Source organism: Streptomyces sp. NPDC031100, from assembly GCF_055570785.1.
The window spans coordinates 155,440-171,614 of record NZ_JBVIGN010000011.1; the positions used below are offsets into that span (position 1 = coordinate 155,440).

The following is a 16,175-nucleotide window of genomic DNA, read 5'->3' on the forward strand; positions in this document are numbered from 1 at the left end:
GTTCCTCCATCGGGGGTGGTCTACACCACTCAGTGGTGTAGACCTGTTGTAGCACGATGAAGGCGGTATAAGGAACCCGCGAATCCGCTCACAGTTTGGTGACGTCCTCGACCTCCTCCTCGGGCTCGCGGCCGGGAGTCCCGAGGTCGAACTTCGTGATGGCGAACCGGAAGATGCCGTAGTAGACGGCCGCGAAACACAGCCCGATCGGGATGATCAGCCACGGCCTGGTGGCCAGGTTCCAGTTGATGACGTAGTCGATGAGACCGGCCGAGAAGCTGAAGCCGTCGTGCACCCCGAGCGCCCAGGTCACCGCCATCGACACACCGGTGAGCACGGCGTGGACCGCGTACAGCAGGGGCGCGATGAACAGGAACGAGTACTCGATCGGCTCGGTGATGCCCGTGACGAACGAGGTCAGCGCAACCGAGAGCATCAGACCGCCCACCTCCTTGCGGCGGTTCGGCCGGGCGCAGTGCGTGATCGCAAGTGCGGCCGCCGGCAGCGCGAACATCATGATCGGGAAGAAGCCGGAGGTGAACTGGCCCGCGTGCGGGTCGCCCGCCAGGAACATGTTGATGTCGCCGTGCACGACCTTGCCGTCGGGCGTGGTGTAGCTGCCGAACTGGAACCAGAGGGGCACGTTCAGGAACTGGTGCAGGCCGATGACGAGCAGCCCCCGGTTGGCGAGGCCGAAGAGGCCCGCGCCCCAGGACCCCGCGTCCCGCAGCCAGTGGCTGAAGCTCTCCAGGCCGGCGCCGATCGGCGGCCAGATCCACAGGCACAGCGCCGCGAAGACGATGGCGACGAACGACATGATGATCGGGACCAGCCGCCGGCCGTTGAAGAAGCCCAGCCAGTCCACCAGCCTGGTGCGGTGGAAGCGGGCCCAGAAGAACGCGGCCAGCAGACCCATGACGATGCCGCCGAAGACACCCGGGTTCTGGAACGTGAAGGCGGTCACCGACCCGGCCTCGACCTGGCAGCCGACATCCGGGATCGCCTTCGCGTCGGCCGGGCACTGCTCGGGGAACTGGTGCAGCACGCCGTAGTAGACGAGGAAGCCCGCCACCGCCGCGAGGGCCGTCGAGCCGTCCGACTTGCGGGCCATGCCGATCGCGACCCCCACGCAGAACAGCAGCGGAAGGCCGAGCGAGCCGTCGAGCAGCGCGCCGCCCGCCCCCTTCATCACCTTCGAGACGTCCGTCCAGCCGAGGCCGTCGGCCCCGAACACATCAGGCTGGCCCAGCCGGTTGAGGATGCCGGCCGCCGGCAGGACCGCGATCGGGAGCTGCAGACTGCGGCCCATCTTCTGCAGGCCCTGAAACAGGGTGTTCCAGCGGGCGCGCACGGGGCTGACCGTGCTGTCGGCACTCATGGCGTCCTCCCTGGGCCACTCGACCGGGACGCGGTTTGGCGACCGTCCCCCGGGTGGTGTAGACCAGTTTGCGGACGGTTCCGCTGTCGTGATCGCCATCATTCGGCACGTACGGCATGACCGCTCGCGAAGATGGGCCAACTGTGGGTTACTGCGACCAATCGGTTCGGATCAGGGAGAAGGAACATGGCCAGCAAGGCTGAGAAGATCGTCGCCGGCCTCGGCGGAATCGACAACATCGAGGAGATCGAGGGCTGCATCACCCGGCTGCGCACCGAGGTGTCCGACCCCTCGCTGGTCGACGAGGCCGCCCTGAAGGCCGCCGGCGCCCACGGCGTCGTCAAGATGGGCACCGCCATCCAGGTCGTCATCGGCACCGACGCCGACCCTATCGCCGCGGAGATCGAAGACATGATGTGAACCCGCCGGGTTCGCCAGGAGAGGGGCTCTTCCCACCGGGGGAGGAGCCCCTTCCGTCACTCCGGATAGGCTCGTGCCCATGTCTCGAATCGACGGCCGCACCCCCGAACAACTCCGCCCGGTCACCATCGAACGCGGCTGGAGCAAGCACGCCGAGGGCTCCGTCCTCGTCTCCTTCGGCGACACCAAGGTCTTCTGCACCGCCTCCGTCACCGAAGGAGTCCCGCGCTGGCGCAAGGGCAGCGGCGAGGGCTGGGTCACCGCGGAGTACGCCATGCTGCCCCGCGCCACGAACACCCGCGGCGACCGAGAGTCCGTCAAGGGCAAGATCGGCGGCCGTACCCACGAGATCTCCCGGCTCATCGGCCGCTCCCTGCGCGCCGTCATCGACTACAAGGCGCTCGGCGAGAACACCATCGTCCTCGACTGCGACGTCCTCCAGGCCGACGGCGGCACCCGCACCGCCGCCATCACCGGCGCCTACGTCGCCCTCGCCGACGCGGTCGCCTGGGCCCGGGACAAGAAGCTGATCCGGGCCGGCCGCCAGCCGCTGACCGGAACCGTGAGCGCGGTCTCCGTCGGCATCGTCGGCGGGGTGCCTTTGCTGGACCTCTGCTACGAGGAGGACGTGCGCGCCGAGACCGACATGAACGTCGTCTGCACCGGCGACGGCCGCTTCGTCGAGGTCCAGGGCACCGCCGAGGCCGAGCCCTTCGCCCGCGAGGAACTGAACGCCCTGCTCGACCTCGCCGTCACCGGCTGCACCGAACTGACCGCGATCCAGCGGACCGCACTGGCCGCGGCCCTCGAGAAGTAGCGAGCACCGAAAGTAAAGGGTGCGCCAAAAAGCGGGTTACGCGGGGGCAACCCGCGGCACCCTCCCCGGCGTCCCTATGGGTACGGGCGCACGGCCCACCACCGTGCGCCCGGCCAGCCGATCCAGGGAGGGAACACCACCATGGCCGCCAACCGACGCCGAGGCCGACTCGTCACCGTCGCCGCCGTCGTAGCGACCGCCGCGCTCACCGCCGGCCTCACCACCGGCTGCGACGCCGTGAACAAGGCCCTGGACTGCGTGCAGACCGCCGAATCCATCGCCGACAGCGTCACCGAACTCCAGACGGCCGTGGAGAACGCCTCCAACGACCCGACACAGCTCGACCAGGCCCTCGCCTCCATCGACAAGAACCTCGACAAGATCGGCGACAAGACCGACAACGCCGACGTCAACAAGGCGGTCGACGACCTGAACAAGGCCGTGGCCAACGTCCGCACGGCCATCAAGAACGGCGACAACACACCGGACGTCAGCCCGGTGACGGACGCGGCGGGCGAACTGACGAAGGTCTGCACGTCGTAGGGGGGCGCGGCCCCGAAGGGGCGCGGGGAACTGCGCGAGCAACCACAACGCACCCGCGGCGAACGACGGTGCTCAGTGCCCCCGTTCCCGCCGCTGCTCGCGCAGCATCTTGCGCTGCTCCTTCAGCCGCTGTCGCTCGGCCCGGGTCGCCTTGCGCGCCACGCCGACCCCGCCCCAGAAGGCGAAGCCGCCGATCACCACCCGTGGCGCGCCCGGCTCGGCCCGGTCGTCCCCCCGAGGGTGATCGAAGCCGCCCATGATGCCGATCCCGCGGACGACGACCTCGACGCCCGGCGGCACGATCACCTGCATCCCGCCCATGATCGCCACACAGTTGATGTGGACCTCGCGGTCCGCGAAGTCCGCCTCCCTCAGGTCGATCTCGCCGCCGCCCCAGAAGGTGAACGCGGTGAACTGCCTGGGCACCGTCCAGCGCCCCTTGCGCTGGAAGCCGGACATGACCGCGAACGCCCCCGTGGACGACCCCTCGCCCCCGACGATCCGGCCCGCCCAACTCCCGCTCTCCACCGGCTCCTTGGTGAACGAGACGGGAGCGGGCGCCACCGCCCCGCCCGTCGGCAGATCGCGGGTGATCGGCGTCAGCTCGGCGTACGTACGCGCCTTGTACGTCGCCTCCAGCCGGTCCTCGAACTCCGCCATGTCCAGGCGTCCCTCGGCGAGGGCGTCCCGCAGGACCTCGGCGACCCGTTCACGGTCGGCGTCGGATGCACGGAGTTCCGGGACTGCGTCATCGGTCATGCCAGCAGCCTACGAGAAGATGCCTACGAACTGATGTCCGCAAACAGATGTCTACGAGACCGCCTTCTCCGACGGGGGTTTGGGGGTGTCCGTGTCCCCCAATGAATGCAGCATCTTCGCGATGACGGCCTCGATGTCCGGCTCCCGCACCGAAAGGTCCACCAGCGGATACGCGGCCGCGATATGGGCCACCAGCGGCGCCGCCGACTGCCCCGCCGGGAACGCCAGCCACTGCCGCGGCCCCTCCACCCGCACCACCCGGCACGGCGGCGCCTCGATCGGCGGCAGCTCCCGCTCCAGGTCCACCACCAGCGTCCGCTCGCCCTCCCCGGCCTCGTGCAGCCCGGCGAGCGGACCGTCGTACATCAGCCGCCCGTGGTCGATCACCATCACCCGCGAGCACAACTGCTCGATGTCCTGCAGATCGTGCGTCGTGAGCAGCACGGTCGTCCCGCGCTCCGCGTTCAACTCCTTCAGGAACCCCCGCACCTTGGCCTTGGAGACGACATCCAGACCGATCGTCGGCTCGTCCAGATACAGCACCTCCGGATCGTGCAGCAGGGCCGCCACGATGTCCCCGCGCATCCGCTGGCCCAGCGAGAGCTGCCGCACCGGCACGTCCAACAGGTCGCCCAGCTCCAGCAGTTCCACGCAGCGGTCCAGGTTCTCCCGGTAACGGGCGTCCGGGACGCGGTACATACGGTGCGCCAGGCGGTAGGAGTCGATCAGCGGCAGATCCCACCACAGCGTCGTCCGCTGCCCGAACACCACCCCGATCCGGTGCGCCAGCCGCGTCCGCTCCCGCGAGGGGTCGATCCCCGCCACCCGCAGCCGGCCGGCGCTCGGCGTCAGGATGCCGGTCAGCATCTTGATCGTGGTCGACTTCCCGGCGCCGTTCGGACCGATGTAGCCGACCATCTCGCCGCGCGCCACGGTGAACGAGATCGAGTCCACCGCCCGCACCTGCCGCCGCTCCCGCTTGAGAAACCCGGTCTTCTTGCGCACCTCGAAGACCTTCTCTACCCGGTCGAGGTGAATGAAGTCACTGTCCGGCACCGTGCTAGCTCCCTGTGCTCCGATACGAACGAAGTCCCGTCCGCCAGGCCAGCCCCGCCAGCGCACAGCAGCCCGCCGCCACCAGCGGTGGCGCGAACGCCACCCACTCCGGCAGGCCCAGCGGATACGGCCGCCCCAGCACATAGGAGGCGGGCAGCCAGTTGACGAAGGCCAGCGGCAGCACGAACGTCACGCCGCGCACCAGCTCCTTCGCGAACACCGTCGGCGGATACTGCAACAGCGTCGTCCCGCCGTAGGTGAAGGCGTTCTGCACCTCGGAGGCGTCCTGCGCCACGAACTGGAACGCAGCCCCCGCCACGAACACCGCGCAGAAGATCCCGAAGCCGCTCACCAGCATCACCGGCATCAACAGCAGCTTCCCCGCCGTCCAGTCGATGTCGACCCGGGTCAGCGACCAGCCCAGCACCAGCGAGCCCTGCACCACCCGGCCCATCCGCCTGAGCGCGAACCGGTCGGCCGCCACCTGCGCCAGCACCGGCGCCGGCCGCACCAGCAGTATGTCCAGCGTGCCGTCCCGCACCCGCCGCCCCAGCCGGTCCATCGAGCCGATCGCCAGATCGGCCATCCCGAACGACACGGCGGACAGCCCGTACAGAAACGCCACCTCGGGCAGCTCATAGCCGCCCAGCGCCTCCACCCGCGAGAACATCAGCATGATCGCGACGAAGTCGAAGAAGGTCGCCGCGAAGTTCCCGAACGTGGTCATGGCGAAGGAGGCGCGGTAGGCCATCGTGGACCGCAGCCACATCCCCGCGATCAGCAGATAGGCCCGCGCGCCCTCCCGCACCCGGCCGCCCTCACCCACCCTGGACCACCACCCGCCGTGTGGCCACCGACTGCACCAGCCGCCCCACGCCCAGCAGCGCCACCGCCCACGCCCCCTGGAACAGATAAGTGCCCAGCGGATCCGCATGCCCCAGCAGCACATCCGCCGGCGCCTGCAGCAGCGACGACCACGGCAGGGCCCGTACGACCTCCCCGAGCACCCCCGGGAAGACGTTCAGCGGCAGCAGCATCCCCGAGCAGAAGAACCCGAGCAGCCACGCCATCTGCTGCATCCCCGTGCCGTCCAGCAGCCAGAACGCGCTCAGCGCCACCAGGAAACGGATCCCGAAGCCGACCAGCATCGCCAGCAGCACGGCGACGAAGAAGGCGACCCAGGTGCCGGCGTCCTTCGGCAGGTACACCGGAAAGCAGAGCGCCCCGAAGGCGAACGGAACGACCCCCCGCCCGAACAACTGGAAGAACGCCCGGCCGAGATCGGCCGCAAGCCACCACAACTGAAGATCGGCGGGCCGGTACAGGTCGATCGCCACATCCCCCGTACGGATGCGTTCCATCAACTCGTCCTCGACGCCACCGCCCCCGATCGCGAGCGTCGACAGCAACGCCTGCCCCAGCCACACATAGGTCACGACCTGCGCCTGGTCATACCCCCCGAGGTGCGGTTTCTCGTCCCACAGCGCGCGATACGTGTACACGAGAATCAGCCCGAAGACCGTGTTGGTGAACACCCCTGCCGCAGTAGCCGCCCGATACGTCGCGTACCGTCTGAATCCCCCCGCTGCGACGGCCACGTACAACCGTCCCGCACCCACACCAGTCGACCTCCCTGGACAGCTCGACACCGAAGCGCAGGAGCCTAGTCCGGAGGCCCGGCGACCGGCCACGCAATTTCGCCCCGGAAGCGTGGCCGAAACCGGGAACGGAACGCCAGGTGCGAGAGTCTTCAAATGGGGGCGCAGAAGGCGTACGAGGCGTACGGGAACCGTACGACGCGAAACAGGAGTCCGTGCACGACATGAGCGACGAGCCGCAGCCGCAGCAGCAGAACAAGGGCGGGGTACCCACCACACCGCTGCCGGCTGAAGGGCCCGGAGAGCCGGGGACCAACACCCGACCCCAACAACACCGGGCACGGACCGACCAGGACGAGGCCCGGGAGGGCCGGCCTCGGGAGGGGCAGTCTCGGGAGGGGCAGTCTCGGGAGGGGCAGTCTCGGGAGGGGCAGTCTCGGGAGGGACTGAGCGAGGTTCGGGCCGAGCAGGGTCAGGACCGGCCGGGTTCGGCCGGTGGGTCGGCTCAGAGTGCCCAGGGGGATGCCGGTGCGGCGGCCGGGGCGGGCCGGACGCTCGGGGGGCAGTCGCCTTCCGGTGCCGGTGTGGACCAGGCGACGCGGGCGCGCCGGGCGGCTCTGGCTGCTCAGGCGAGCCGTGCGGGGCGGACCGGCACGGAGGGGTCTGCGGGCGACAAGGGCCCGGCGACCGCGGGGTCCCAGAGGCCTCAGGCATCCCAGCAGCCCCAAGGAGCTGAGAGGCCTCAAGCATCCCAACAGCCCCAAGGAGCTGAGAGGCCTCAGGGGTCCCAGCAGCCCCAGGGAGGAGCTGAAAGGTCCCAGGGAGCCGCGGAGTCCCAGGGGTCTGCTGACTCCCGTCAGTCCGGAAGGCAAGGTGCTGACAGGCCCCGGGGGTCCGCGCAGCCTTCCGCTGAACCCCGTCAGTCCGGCAGGCCTCAGGGTGCGGACAAGCCCCGGGGGGCTGCAGAGGCTCAGGGGTCTGGTGAGTCCCGTCAGGCCGCGCGGCCTCAGGGCTCCGAGATGTCTCAGGAAGCTGCCACGTCCCGTCAGCCCGGGAAGTCTCATGGGGCCCAGGGGGCTCCTCGCGGCGGTCAGCCCCAGGCGCCGGCCCCGGGCGACGAGTCCCGGGCGCAGGGCGAGTCGGCCCCGACCCCCCGGCGTGCCGGCGTGCCCGCGCAGGGCGGGCGGACCCCGGCTGCCCACAGGTCGCACGACTCCGAGCAGGCCAACCCCGCCGAGAGCACCCAGGTCCTCCGGCGTATCAGCCCTCCCCGGGCACCCCAGGACGCCGCGTCCGGGAACCGGTCGGACGGCACCGGCAAGGCGGCGGCCGGTGGCCCGCAGGCCTCCGGGGAGACCCCGGCACCCGAGAGCACCCAGGTCCTCCGGCGCGTCAACGCCCCGCGCCGGCCGGGCGGAGCGGGCGCCGCGGCCCAGGCAGGCATGGCAAGCGGCGCCGCCGCGAAGGCGGCTCAGGCCGCGGGCGGTGCCGCGCCGGCCGGCGCCTCCGCCGCTGCCGCCCCCAAGGCCCCCGCGGGTCCGACCGGAGCCGCATCCGGCACCGGCACCTCTCGTACCCCCCGCGCCAGCTCCACCCCCCAGACCCCCAAGACCGCCGCCGCCCTCTCCGACAGCGGCGGCCCCGGAGGACCCGGCGGCCCCGGAGGCCCCGGCGGTGGCAACGGCAAGAAGCCCAAGCGGCCCAAGCGGACCGGGTGGCGGCGGCTGATTCCGACCTGGCGCATGGTGCTCGGCACCTTCGTGATCGGCGTCCTGCTGATCGTCGGCCTCTTCTTCCTCGGCTACTCGCTCGTGAAGATCCCGCCCGCCAACGCCCTCGCCACCATGCAGAGCAACGTCTACCTCTACGCCGACGGCTCCCAGCTGGCCCGCGACGGCGACATCAACCGCGAGAACGTCACCCTCGCCCAGGTCTCCAAGGACGCCCAGCACGCCGTACTCGCCGCCGAGGACCGCGACTTCTACACCGAGTCCGCCGTCGACCCCAAGGCCATGCTCCGCGCCGCCTGGAACACGGCCACCGGCAAGGGCAAGCAGTCCGGCTCGACCATCACCCAGCAGTACGTGAAGAACTACTACCTGGCCCAGGAACAGACGGTCACCCGCAAGGCCAAGGAGTTCTTCATCTCGATCAAGCTGGACCGGAACAAGTCCAAGGACCAGATCCTCGAGGGCTACCTCAACACCAGCTACTTCGGCCGCAACGCCTACGGCATCCAGGCCGCCGCCCAGGCCTACTACGGCGTGGACGCCACCGACCTCGACCCGGCCCGCGCCGCCTACCTCGCCGCGCTCGTCAACGCGCCCAGTGAGTACGACGTCGTGGCCCACCCCGAGAACAAGTCCGCCGCCGTCGCCCGCTGGAACTACGTCCTGGACGGCATGGTCACCAAGGGCTGGCTCAGCGAGTCCGAGCGCACCGGCATGAAGTTCCCCATGCCGAAGGAACAGACCGTCTCCACCGGCCTGTCCGGCCAGCGCGGCTACCTCGTCCAGGCGGTCAAGGACTACCTCATCGAGCACGACATCCTCACCAAGGAGCAGATGGAGGGCCGCGGTTACCGCATCACGACCACCTTCCAGAAGAGCAAGCAGAACGCCTTCGTCAAGGCCGTGAACGACCAGCTGATGTCCAAGCTGGACAAGAAGAACCGCAAGGCCGACACCTACGTCCGGGCCGGCGGCGCCTCCGTCGACCCCAAGACCGGCAAGGTCGTCGCCCTGTACGGCGGCATCGACTACGTGAAGCAGTACACCAACGGCGCCACCCGCGGTGACTTCCAGGTCGGCTCCACCTTCAAGCCGTTCGTGTTCACCTCGGCCGTCCAGAACTTCTCCACCACCCAGAGCGGCCAGACCATCACCCCGAACACGGCGTACGACGGCACCACCCGGCGCCCCGTACAGGGCTGGAGCGGCGGCGCCTACGCCCCCGCGAACGAGGACGAGAAGTCGTACGGCGACATCACCGTCCGCAAGGCCACCGATCTCTCGGTCAACTCCGTCTACGCGCAGATGGCCGTCGACGTCGGCCCCGCCAAGGTCAAGGAGACCGCCGTCGACCTCGGCATCCCCGCCGACACCAACGACCTCCAGCCCTACCCGTCCATCGCCCTCGGCACCGCCACCGCCAACGTCCTGGACATGGCTCAGGCGTACGCCACGCTCGCCAACCACGGCAAGCACGGCACGTACACGATGGTCGAGAAGATCACCAAGGACGGCAAGGAAGAGGTCGAGCTGCCCAACCCGGAGACCAAGCAGGCCGTCACCCGCGAGGCCGCCGACACCACCACCTCCGTCCTGCAGAGCGTGGTCGACAACGGCACCGCCACCGCCGCCCAGGCCGCGGGCCGCCCCGCGGCCGGCAAGACCGGCACCGCCGAGGAGGACACCGCCGCCTGGTTCGCGGGCTACACCCCGGACCTCGCCACCGTGGTCTCCGTCATGGGCCAGGACCCGGTCACGGCCAAGCACATGCCGCTCTACGGCGCCCTCGGCCAGCCCCGTATGAACGGCGGCGGCCCGCCCACCGACATCTGGGCGCAGTACACGAAGAACGCGCTGAAGGGCAAGCCGGTCACCGACTTCGACCTCGAACTCCAGCCGGGCGCCGACGTGATCCAGACCCCCAGCACCCAGCCCTCCGGAAAGCCCGGCACCGGCGGCCAGGACAACGGCGGCACCACCACCGACGGCGGCCAGCACACCGGCGGCACCACCGGCACCCCCACCGGCACCCCCACGGACGGCGGCACGACCGACGGCACCACCACCGACGGCGGCACGACGACGGACGGCGGCACCACCGGAACCACCACCGACGGCGGCGGCACCACCACGGCCGGCGGCACCACCGGAACCACCACCGACGGCGGCACGACCACCGGCGGCGGCACCCCGGGCGGGACCACCGGCGGCGGCACGACCACGGGCGGCGGCACCGACGCCGGCACCACAGGCGACGGAGGCGCCATCGGAGGCCAACCGTAGGCAACCGTAGGAACGCGGCGACGACGCGGCGACAAGGTCTCCGAACCGTCAGTGACCGCTGGTCGCCTTCAGCCCCACCACGGCGACCAGCAGCAGACAGACGAAGAAGATCCGGGCGGCGGTGACCGGCTCACCCAGCACCACCATGCCGAGCACCGCCGCCCCGGCCGCCCCGATACCGACCCACACGCCGTAGGCGGTACCGATGGGCAGCGACTTGGCGGCATACGACAGCAGCACCATGCTGGCGACGATCCCCGCACCGGTGAACACGCTGGGCACCAGACGTGTGAACCCGTCGGTGTACTTCATCCCGATCGACCAGCCGACTTCCAGCAGACCGGCAACAATCAGCAGCACCCAGGCCACGACAAACACCTCCGAGACGAACGGACGACTCTTCCTCGGTGCGTCGTCTTTGCCTGCATCCCGGTACGGCGCGTCTCGTCGGGCTCCTTCGAACATAGCAAAGGAACGACGAAGGGGCTGGTGACAACAGTCACCAGCCCCTTTGAGCTGTTGAATCAGAGGTAGAGGCCCGTGGAGTCCTCCGCCCCCTCGAACCGGTCCGCGGCCACGGCATGCAGATCCCGCTCCCGCATGAGCACGTACGCCACGCCCCGCACCTCGACCTCCGCCCGGTCCTCCGGGTCGAACAGGACCCGGTCACCCGGCTCCACGGTCCGTACGTTCTGCCCCACCGCGACGACGTCGGCCCAGGCCAGTCGCCGCCCGACCGCCGCCGTCGCCGGGATCAGGATGCCGCCGCCCGACCGCCGCTCGCCCTCACCGGCGTCCTGCCGCACGAGAACCCGGTCGTGCAGCATCCGGATGGGCAGCTTGTCGTGCTGAGGGTTGCTGTTTCTGTTGGCGCTCACGCCTCGAACCTACCTGCCTCGGACCGGCCCGTACGACCCGGGCCACCGCTCGACTCCGCCCCCGTCAGCCCTTGCGCCGCCGCCGCGAGCCCAGGGCGAACAGCCCCACGACCCCCACCACGACCAGCGCGACCGGCACGATCCGCTCCGGCCGGGGCGAGCCCTCCTCGTCCACGAACCGCGCCCGCACCTCACTCACCACCCGGTTCACCTGGACGTAGGCCCGCCCCACCGTGTGATCGATATTGGCGACGACCTTGGCCTTGGCGTCCGCGACGATCGTCTGCGGATGCACCCGCACCCCGATCTCGTCGAGCGTCTCGGCCAGCACTTCACGACGGCGCTTGATGTCCGCCTCGATCTGCGCCGGGGTTCTGGTGTCCGACGTCTCCGCCACCGTACGGCCTCCGAAGTCTCCTGATGCTGTTCTGGACAGTCTGTCAGCTCCAGCCTCCACCGCACCGCAACGCCCCCCGTTACGCTGGACCGATGAGCGAGCGACTCCAGCCCGGGGACGTGGCCCCCGCCTTCACCCTCCCCGACGCCGACGGCAACGAGGTGTCCTTGTCGGACCACAAGGGCCGCAAGGTCATCGTGTACTTCTACCCCGCGGCCCTGACCCCCGGCTGCACCAAGCAGGCCTGCGACTTCACGGACAACCTGACCCTCCTGGCCGGCGCCGGCTACGACGTCATCGGCATCTCCCCCGACAAGCCGGAGAAGCTGGCCGCATTCCGCGACCAGGAGTCCCTGAAGGTCACCCTCCTCGCCGACCCCGACAAGAAGGTCCTCGACGCCTACGGCGCCTTCGGCGAGAAGAAGAACTACGGCAAGACGTACATGGGCGTCATCCGCTCCACGATCATCGTGGACGAACAGGGCAAGGTCGAACGGGCCCTGTACAACGTCCGCGCGACGGGCCACGTGGCAAAGATCATCAAGGACCTGGGGATCTGACTCCTCCTCTCGCAACGGCCCGCACCGGACACTCCGCTGCGGGCCGTTTCCCATTGCCGGGCGTGACTGTCCGATAACCGGTTCGTTACTCCGTACGGGCTGCGAACGCACGCCCGGAACGGAGGAGGCGTGTCCATCAGATACACCCGCGAACTGCTGGAGGAAGCCGCCCGCGAGACGGGGCACATCGACGACGCCGTTCGGTGGTGCGGCGGCACACCGACTCCCGGGAGTAGGCGCTACCTGCGCGAGAAGATGGCCGAGGCCGGCGTGGACATCTCGCACCTCGCCACGAACCAGGTCCGGCACACGGAAGAGCGCCTACGCGCGGCCGTGGCGGTGTCGACCAGCATCAAGGACGTCGTGCGCCATCTGGGAATCAGCCAGGTCGGGGGCAACCAAACGCACATCAGTCGCCGCATCGTCGCGCTCGGAATCGACACTTCTCACTTCATCCCTGCACGTCAGGGGCGCCCGAAGGGATCACTCGGCGGCCCGCTCACCCTTCGCAGGGCCGAGGACGGAAGGGTCCCTGGCGAGCGGCTGCTCCGAGAGCTTCTGCGTACCGGAGTCCGTGAAGTCTGCGCGGCGTGTGGCACAGGGCCGGAATGGAACGGCAAACCGCTCCGCCTCGAAGTCGACCACATCAGCGGTGACTGGTGGGACAACCGCCCGGAGAATCTGCGGCTGCTGTGCCCTAACTGCCATGCCACGACCGACACTTACCGGGGACGCCGGAGGCGGTGGGGCGCATGAGGACTCCCAAGTACCCCAGGGACGTACTGATGAGGACTGCCGCCGTCTCGACCAGCGTGGTGGATCTGATGCGACGGTTGGGCGCGCCATTGGGCAGCGGGCCTCGGCGCTACCTATGCCACAGGCTGGAGCACTATGGGATCGACACCTCGCACTTCGTCGAGGAGCCACTCCCGCCTCGGGAGAAGCGGTCCTACGCACGCGAACTGCTGGAAGAGGCGGCAGCCCGATCGCACAGCATCCGCGAAATGTTCGAGTACCTCGGCTATCCGCCCGAGGACAGTCCCTACGGGCTCGTCAGTAGGCGACTGGACCAATACGGCATCGACACATCGCACTTCACCCGTGGCCGCGGGCGCAGTCTCGAAGACCTTCCCCGGGACGTTCTCGCATCGGCGGCCGCCCGAGCCACCAGCGTTTCCGGCTTACTCAAGATCCTCGGCTACCGCGACACCAATGGCGCCGCTCGCGCACGAGTGAAGCGCAGTCTGGAGGCACACGGCATCGCCACTGATCACTTCACCGGGCAAGGCCACTTTCGCGGCTCCGTATCGCGGCACCGAAAGTCCCCCGACCGGATCCTGCGACGAGAGGAGCCAGGCTCGAACCGCACCAAAACGGCCCTGCTGCGACGTGCCCTCGACGACCTGGGCATGCCGCACATCTGCGCCGAGTGCGGCATCGGCGACATCTGGCAAGGCAGGCGCCTGGTCCTGGAGATCGATCACATCAACGGCGACCGGCTGGACAACCGTCGCGAAAACCTTCGGTATCTGTGCCCTTCATGCCATAGCCAGACGGACACCTACGCGAATCGATCTCGCCGCACACCGGCTCCCTGAGGCCCAGTAGAGTAGGCAGCGTTGCGGGCCCGTACCCCAGCTGGCAAGAGGGCGCCGGTTTAGGTCCGGTGTGTCGTGGGTTCGAGTCCCACCGGGCTCACAGAGAGGGCAGGCCCCGCGCCTTGGATCAAAGGTGCGGGGCCTCCCCATAAGTCTCAGCCCAACAACTCCCGCACAACCGGCACCAACGCCCGAAACGCCTTCCCCCGATGGCTGATGGCGTTCTTCTCCTCCGGACTCAGCTCAGCGCACGTCCGCGTCTCCCCCTCCGGCTGCAGGATCGGGTCGTACCCGAACCCGTTCGTGCCGACGGGCGCATGCCGCAGCACACCCCGCAGCCGCCCCTCGACCACCCGCTCCCTCCCGTCCGGCAGGGCGAGCGCCGCCGCGCAGGCGAAGTGGGCGCCCCGGTGTTCCTCCGTGATGTCGGCCAGCTGGGCCAGCAGCAGCTCCAGGTTGGCGCGGTCGTCTCCGTGTCGTCCCGCCCAGCGGGCGGAGAAGATGCCGGGGGCGCCGTTCAGGACGTCGACGCAGAGGCCGGAGTCGTCGGCGACGGCAGGGAGGCCGGTCGCCTGGGCCAGGGCGTGGGCCTTCAGCAGGGCGTTCTCCGCGAACGTCACGCCCGTTTCCTTGACGTCGGGGATGTCGGGGTAGGCGTCCGCGCCGACGAGTTCGTGGGGGAGTCCGGCCTCGGCGAGGATGGCCCTCAGCTCGGTGATCTTTCCGGCGTTGCGGGTGGCGAGGATCAAGCGGGTCATGGGGGTCAGTATCCCTGGCCCACGGGAAAAGACGGATCGGCCCGGTCAGGCTCCCAGTCCCCGCGAGATGGTGTAGATCAGCAGGCCCGCCAGTGAGCCGACCACCGTGCCGTTGATCCGGATGAACTGCAGGTCGCGGCCGATGTGGGCCTCGATCTTGCGGGTGGTGTGCTCGGCGTCCCAGCCGGCGACCGTGTCGGTGATCAGCGAGGTGATCTCCTTGCGGTAGGTCGTCACGACATGCACCGCCGCGTCCTCGACCCAGCTGTCGACCTTCCCCTGCATCTTCGGTTCGCTCGCCATCCGCGCGCCGAGGGAGAGCAGGGCGGACCGCACCCGCAGCCGCAGCTCGCTGCGCTCGTCCTCGGCCGCCGCGACGATCATGGATCGTACGGCCGTCCAGGCGGAGGCGATCAGTTCCTGGACCTCGCCGCGGCCCAGCACGTCGCCCTTGAGCCGCTCGACGCGCGCGCGGGTTTCCGTGTCGGACTGGAGGTCGGAGGCGAAGTCGGTGAGGAAGCGGTCCAGGGCGCCGCGCGCGGGGTGGGAGGGCATGTCGCGCGTCTCGGTGACGAAGCGCAGCAGCTCCTTGTAGACGCGGTCGCCGACCTTGCGGTCCACGAACCGCGGGGTCCAGCCGGGCGCGCCGCCTTCGACGGCGACCATCACGTCTCCGCGGTGCAGCACGAGCCAGTCGTGGGCGCGGGCCACCACGAGGTCGACGACCCGTTTGTGGCCGCCGTCGGCGACGATCTTCTCCAGCATCTTGCCGAGCCCGGGTGCGATCTCCTGGGCGTTCGCCCGTCGGGTGATCGCCTCTCCGACGACGGCCTGGACGTCGGAGTCGCGCAGCACGGTCAGGGCGCCTCGGAGTGCGGTGGCCAGCTCTGCCGTCACGCGGTCTGCGTGCTCGGGCTCGGCGAGCCAGGCGCCGAGCCGGCTGCCGATGCCGACGGCGCGCAGCCGCTGTCGTACGACGTCCTCGGAGAGGAAGTTCTCGCCGACGAACTCGCCGAGCGAGATGCCGAGCTGGTCTTTCTTGGTCGGGATGATTGCGGTGTGCGGGATGGGCAGGCCGAGCGGGTGCCGGAAGAGGGCGGTGACGGCGAACCAGTCGGCCAGGGCACCGACCATGCCGGCTTCGGCGGCGGCGGCGACGTAGCCCGCCCAGTCGCCGGCTCCCTCGTGCGAGCCCCATTTCGCCAGTACGTAGACGACTGCCACGAACAGCAGCAGTCCGGTGGCGGTCAGCTTCATGTGCCGCACCCCGCGCCGGCGCTCCTCGTCGGCCGGGGTGAAGGCGGTCATGGTCCGGTACGACGTCGTCCGGCTCGGTGTCTGCGCCGTTTCCGTCTCGGTATGTTCCATCAGCTCCACCCGTCCGGTGATCCCGCACACAA

17 protein-coding genes, 1 tRNA gene and 1 riboswitch are annotated in these 16,175 nt (G+C 69.7%); of the genes, 8 read left to right on the forward strand and 10 right to left on the reverse strand.

All coding sequences use genetic code 11. From position 1 onward, the window contains the following. Positions 1-88: 88 nt before the first annotated feature. Positions 89-1,378, reverse strand: a complete 1,290-nt coding sequence (locus tag ACZ5DS_RS29040; RefSeq protein ID WP_468244144.1) for a PTS transporter subunit EIIC — start codon at positions 1,376-1,378, stop codon at positions 89-91. A 186-nt stretch (positions 1,379-1,564) separates the two neighbouring features. On the opposite strand from ACZ5DS_RS29040, the gene ACZ5DS_RS29045 reads away from it, so the two are divergent. From ACZ5DS_RS29045 to ACZ5DS_RS29055, 3 genes are all read left to right on the forward strand, one after another. Then, complete coding sequence (locus ACZ5DS_RS29045; protein ID WP_030782705.1) at positions 1,565-1,798, forward strand: PTS sugar transporter subunit IIB; 234 nt, start codon at positions 1,565-1,567, stop codon at positions 1,796-1,798. Positions 1,799-1,877: 79 nt separating this feature from the next. After that, entirely contained in the window at positions 1,878-2,615 is a 738-nt protein-coding gene (gene rph, locus ACZ5DS_RS29050; protein WP_468244148.1) for a ribonuclease PH, read from the forward strand. 141 nt (positions 2,616-2,756) lie between these two features. Then, positions 2,757-3,158: a hypothetical protein gene (locus ACZ5DS_RS29055; protein WP_468244151.1), complete on the forward strand. Its 402-nt coding sequence runs from the start codon at positions 2,757-2,759 to the stop codon at positions 3,156-3,158. Positions 3,159-3,230: 72 nt separating this feature from the next. Here the strand turns inward: ACZ5DS_RS29055 and ACZ5DS_RS29060 are convergent, their stop codons facing one another. Genes ACZ5DS_RS29060 through ACZ5DS_RS29075 form a run of 4 tightly spaced genes read right to left on the reverse strand, consistent with a single transcriptional unit; the run spans position 3,231 to position 6,592 of the window. Then, on the reverse strand, positions 3,231-3,917 hold the full coding sequence (locus ACZ5DS_RS29060) for a DUF1707 SHOCT-like domain-containing protein (protein WP_468244154.1): 687 nt from the start codon (positions 3,915-3,917) through the stop codon (positions 3,231-3,233). Between the two features lie 51 nt (positions 3,918-3,968). Then, positions 3,969-4,973, reverse strand: a complete 1,005-nt coding sequence (locus ACZ5DS_RS29065; RefSeq protein ID WP_468244157.1) for an ABC transporter ATP-binding protein — start codon at positions 4,971-4,973, stop codon at positions 3,969-3,971. A gap of 4 nt (positions 4,974-4,977) precedes the next feature. Continuing rightward, a complete protein-coding gene (locus ACZ5DS_RS29070) occupies positions 4,978-5,742 on the reverse strand; it encodes an ABC transporter permease (protein ID WP_468244611.1) in 765 nt (254 codons plus the stop codon). A 49-nt stretch (positions 5,743-5,791) separates the two neighbouring features. After that, entirely contained in the window at positions 5,792-6,592 is an 801-nt protein-coding gene (locus ACZ5DS_RS29075; RefSeq protein ID WP_468244160.1) for an ABC transporter permease, read from the reverse strand. A 1,421-nt stretch (positions 6,593-8,013) separates the two neighbouring features. On the opposite strand from ACZ5DS_RS29075, the gene ACZ5DS_RS29080 reads away from it, so the two are divergent. Then, complete coding sequence (locus tag ACZ5DS_RS29080) at positions 8,014-10,584, forward strand: transglycosylase domain-containing protein (protein ID WP_468244614.1); 2,571 nt, start codon at positions 8,014-8,016, stop codon at positions 10,582-10,584. A 48-nt stretch (positions 10,585-10,632) separates the two neighbouring features. Here the strand turns inward: ACZ5DS_RS29080 and ACZ5DS_RS29085 are convergent, their stop codons facing one another. The 3 genes from ACZ5DS_RS29085 to ACZ5DS_RS29095 all read right to left on the reverse strand — a co-directional run bounded on the left by ACZ5DS_RS29085 (position 10,633) and on the right by ACZ5DS_RS29095 (position 11,859). After that, on the reverse strand, positions 10,633-10,953 hold the full coding sequence (locus tag ACZ5DS_RS29085) for a DMT family transporter (RefSeq protein ID WP_468244163.1): 321 nt from the start codon (positions 10,951-10,953) through the stop codon (positions 10,633-10,635). A gap of 37 nt (positions 10,954-10,990) precedes the next feature. Then, a riboswitch (guanidine-III (ykkC-III) riboswitch) is annotated at positions 10,991-11,062 on the reverse strand. 46 nt (positions 11,063-11,108) lie between these two features. Beyond that, positions 11,109-11,411, reverse strand: coding sequence for a GroES family chaperonin (locus ACZ5DS_RS29090; RefSeq protein WP_468244616.1), 303 nt, complete (start codon positions 11,409-11,411; stop codon positions 11,109-11,111). A gap of 115 nt (positions 11,412-11,526) precedes the next feature. Next, entirely contained in the window at positions 11,527-11,859 is a 333-nt protein-coding gene (locus ACZ5DS_RS29095) for a DUF3618 domain-containing protein (RefSeq protein ID WP_468244166.1), read from the reverse strand. 92 nt (positions 11,860-11,951) lie between these two features. On the opposite strand from ACZ5DS_RS29095, the gene bcp reads away from it, so the two are divergent. The 4 genes from bcp to ACZ5DS_RS29115 all read left to right on the forward strand — a co-directional run bounded on the left by bcp (position 11,952) and on the right by ACZ5DS_RS29115 (position 14,117). Continuing rightward, complete coding sequence (bcp, locus tag ACZ5DS_RS29100) at positions 11,952-12,419, forward strand: thioredoxin-dependent thiol peroxidase (protein ID WP_468244169.1); 468 nt, start codon at positions 11,952-11,954, stop codon at positions 12,417-12,419. A gap of 129 nt (positions 12,420-12,548) precedes the next feature. Continuing rightward, positions 12,549-13,175 carry an HNH endonuclease gene (locus ACZ5DS_RS29105; RefSeq protein WP_468244172.1) on the forward strand — a complete coding sequence of 209 codons (627 nt, stop codon included), beginning with the start codon at positions 12,549-12,551 and terminating at the stop codon, positions 13,173-13,175. Between the two features lie 29 nt (positions 13,176-13,204). Next, entirely contained in the window at positions 13,205-14,017 is an 813-nt protein-coding gene (locus tag ACZ5DS_RS29110; protein WP_468244175.1) for an HNH endonuclease, read from the forward strand. Positions 14,018-14,042: 25 nt separating this feature from the next. Then, a tRNA-Leu gene (locus ACZ5DS_RS29115) sits at positions 14,043-14,117 on the forward strand. A gap of 55 nt (positions 14,118-14,172) precedes the next feature. On the opposite strand, the gene rdgB is transcribed toward ACZ5DS_RS29115, so the two are convergent. Further along, positions 14,173-14,775 carry an RdgB/HAM1 family non-canonical purine NTP pyrophosphatase gene (gene rdgB, locus ACZ5DS_RS29120; RefSeq protein WP_468244178.1) on the reverse strand — a complete coding sequence of 201 codons (603 nt, stop codon included), beginning with the start codon at positions 14,773-14,775 and terminating at the stop codon, positions 14,173-14,175. Between the two features lie 45 nt (positions 14,776-14,820). Continuing rightward, positions 14,821-16,143, reverse strand: coding sequence for a DUF445 domain-containing protein (locus ACZ5DS_RS29125; protein WP_468244181.1), 1,323 nt, complete (start codon positions 16,141-16,143; stop codon positions 14,821-14,823). Positions 16,144-16,175 lie beyond the last annotated feature (32 nt).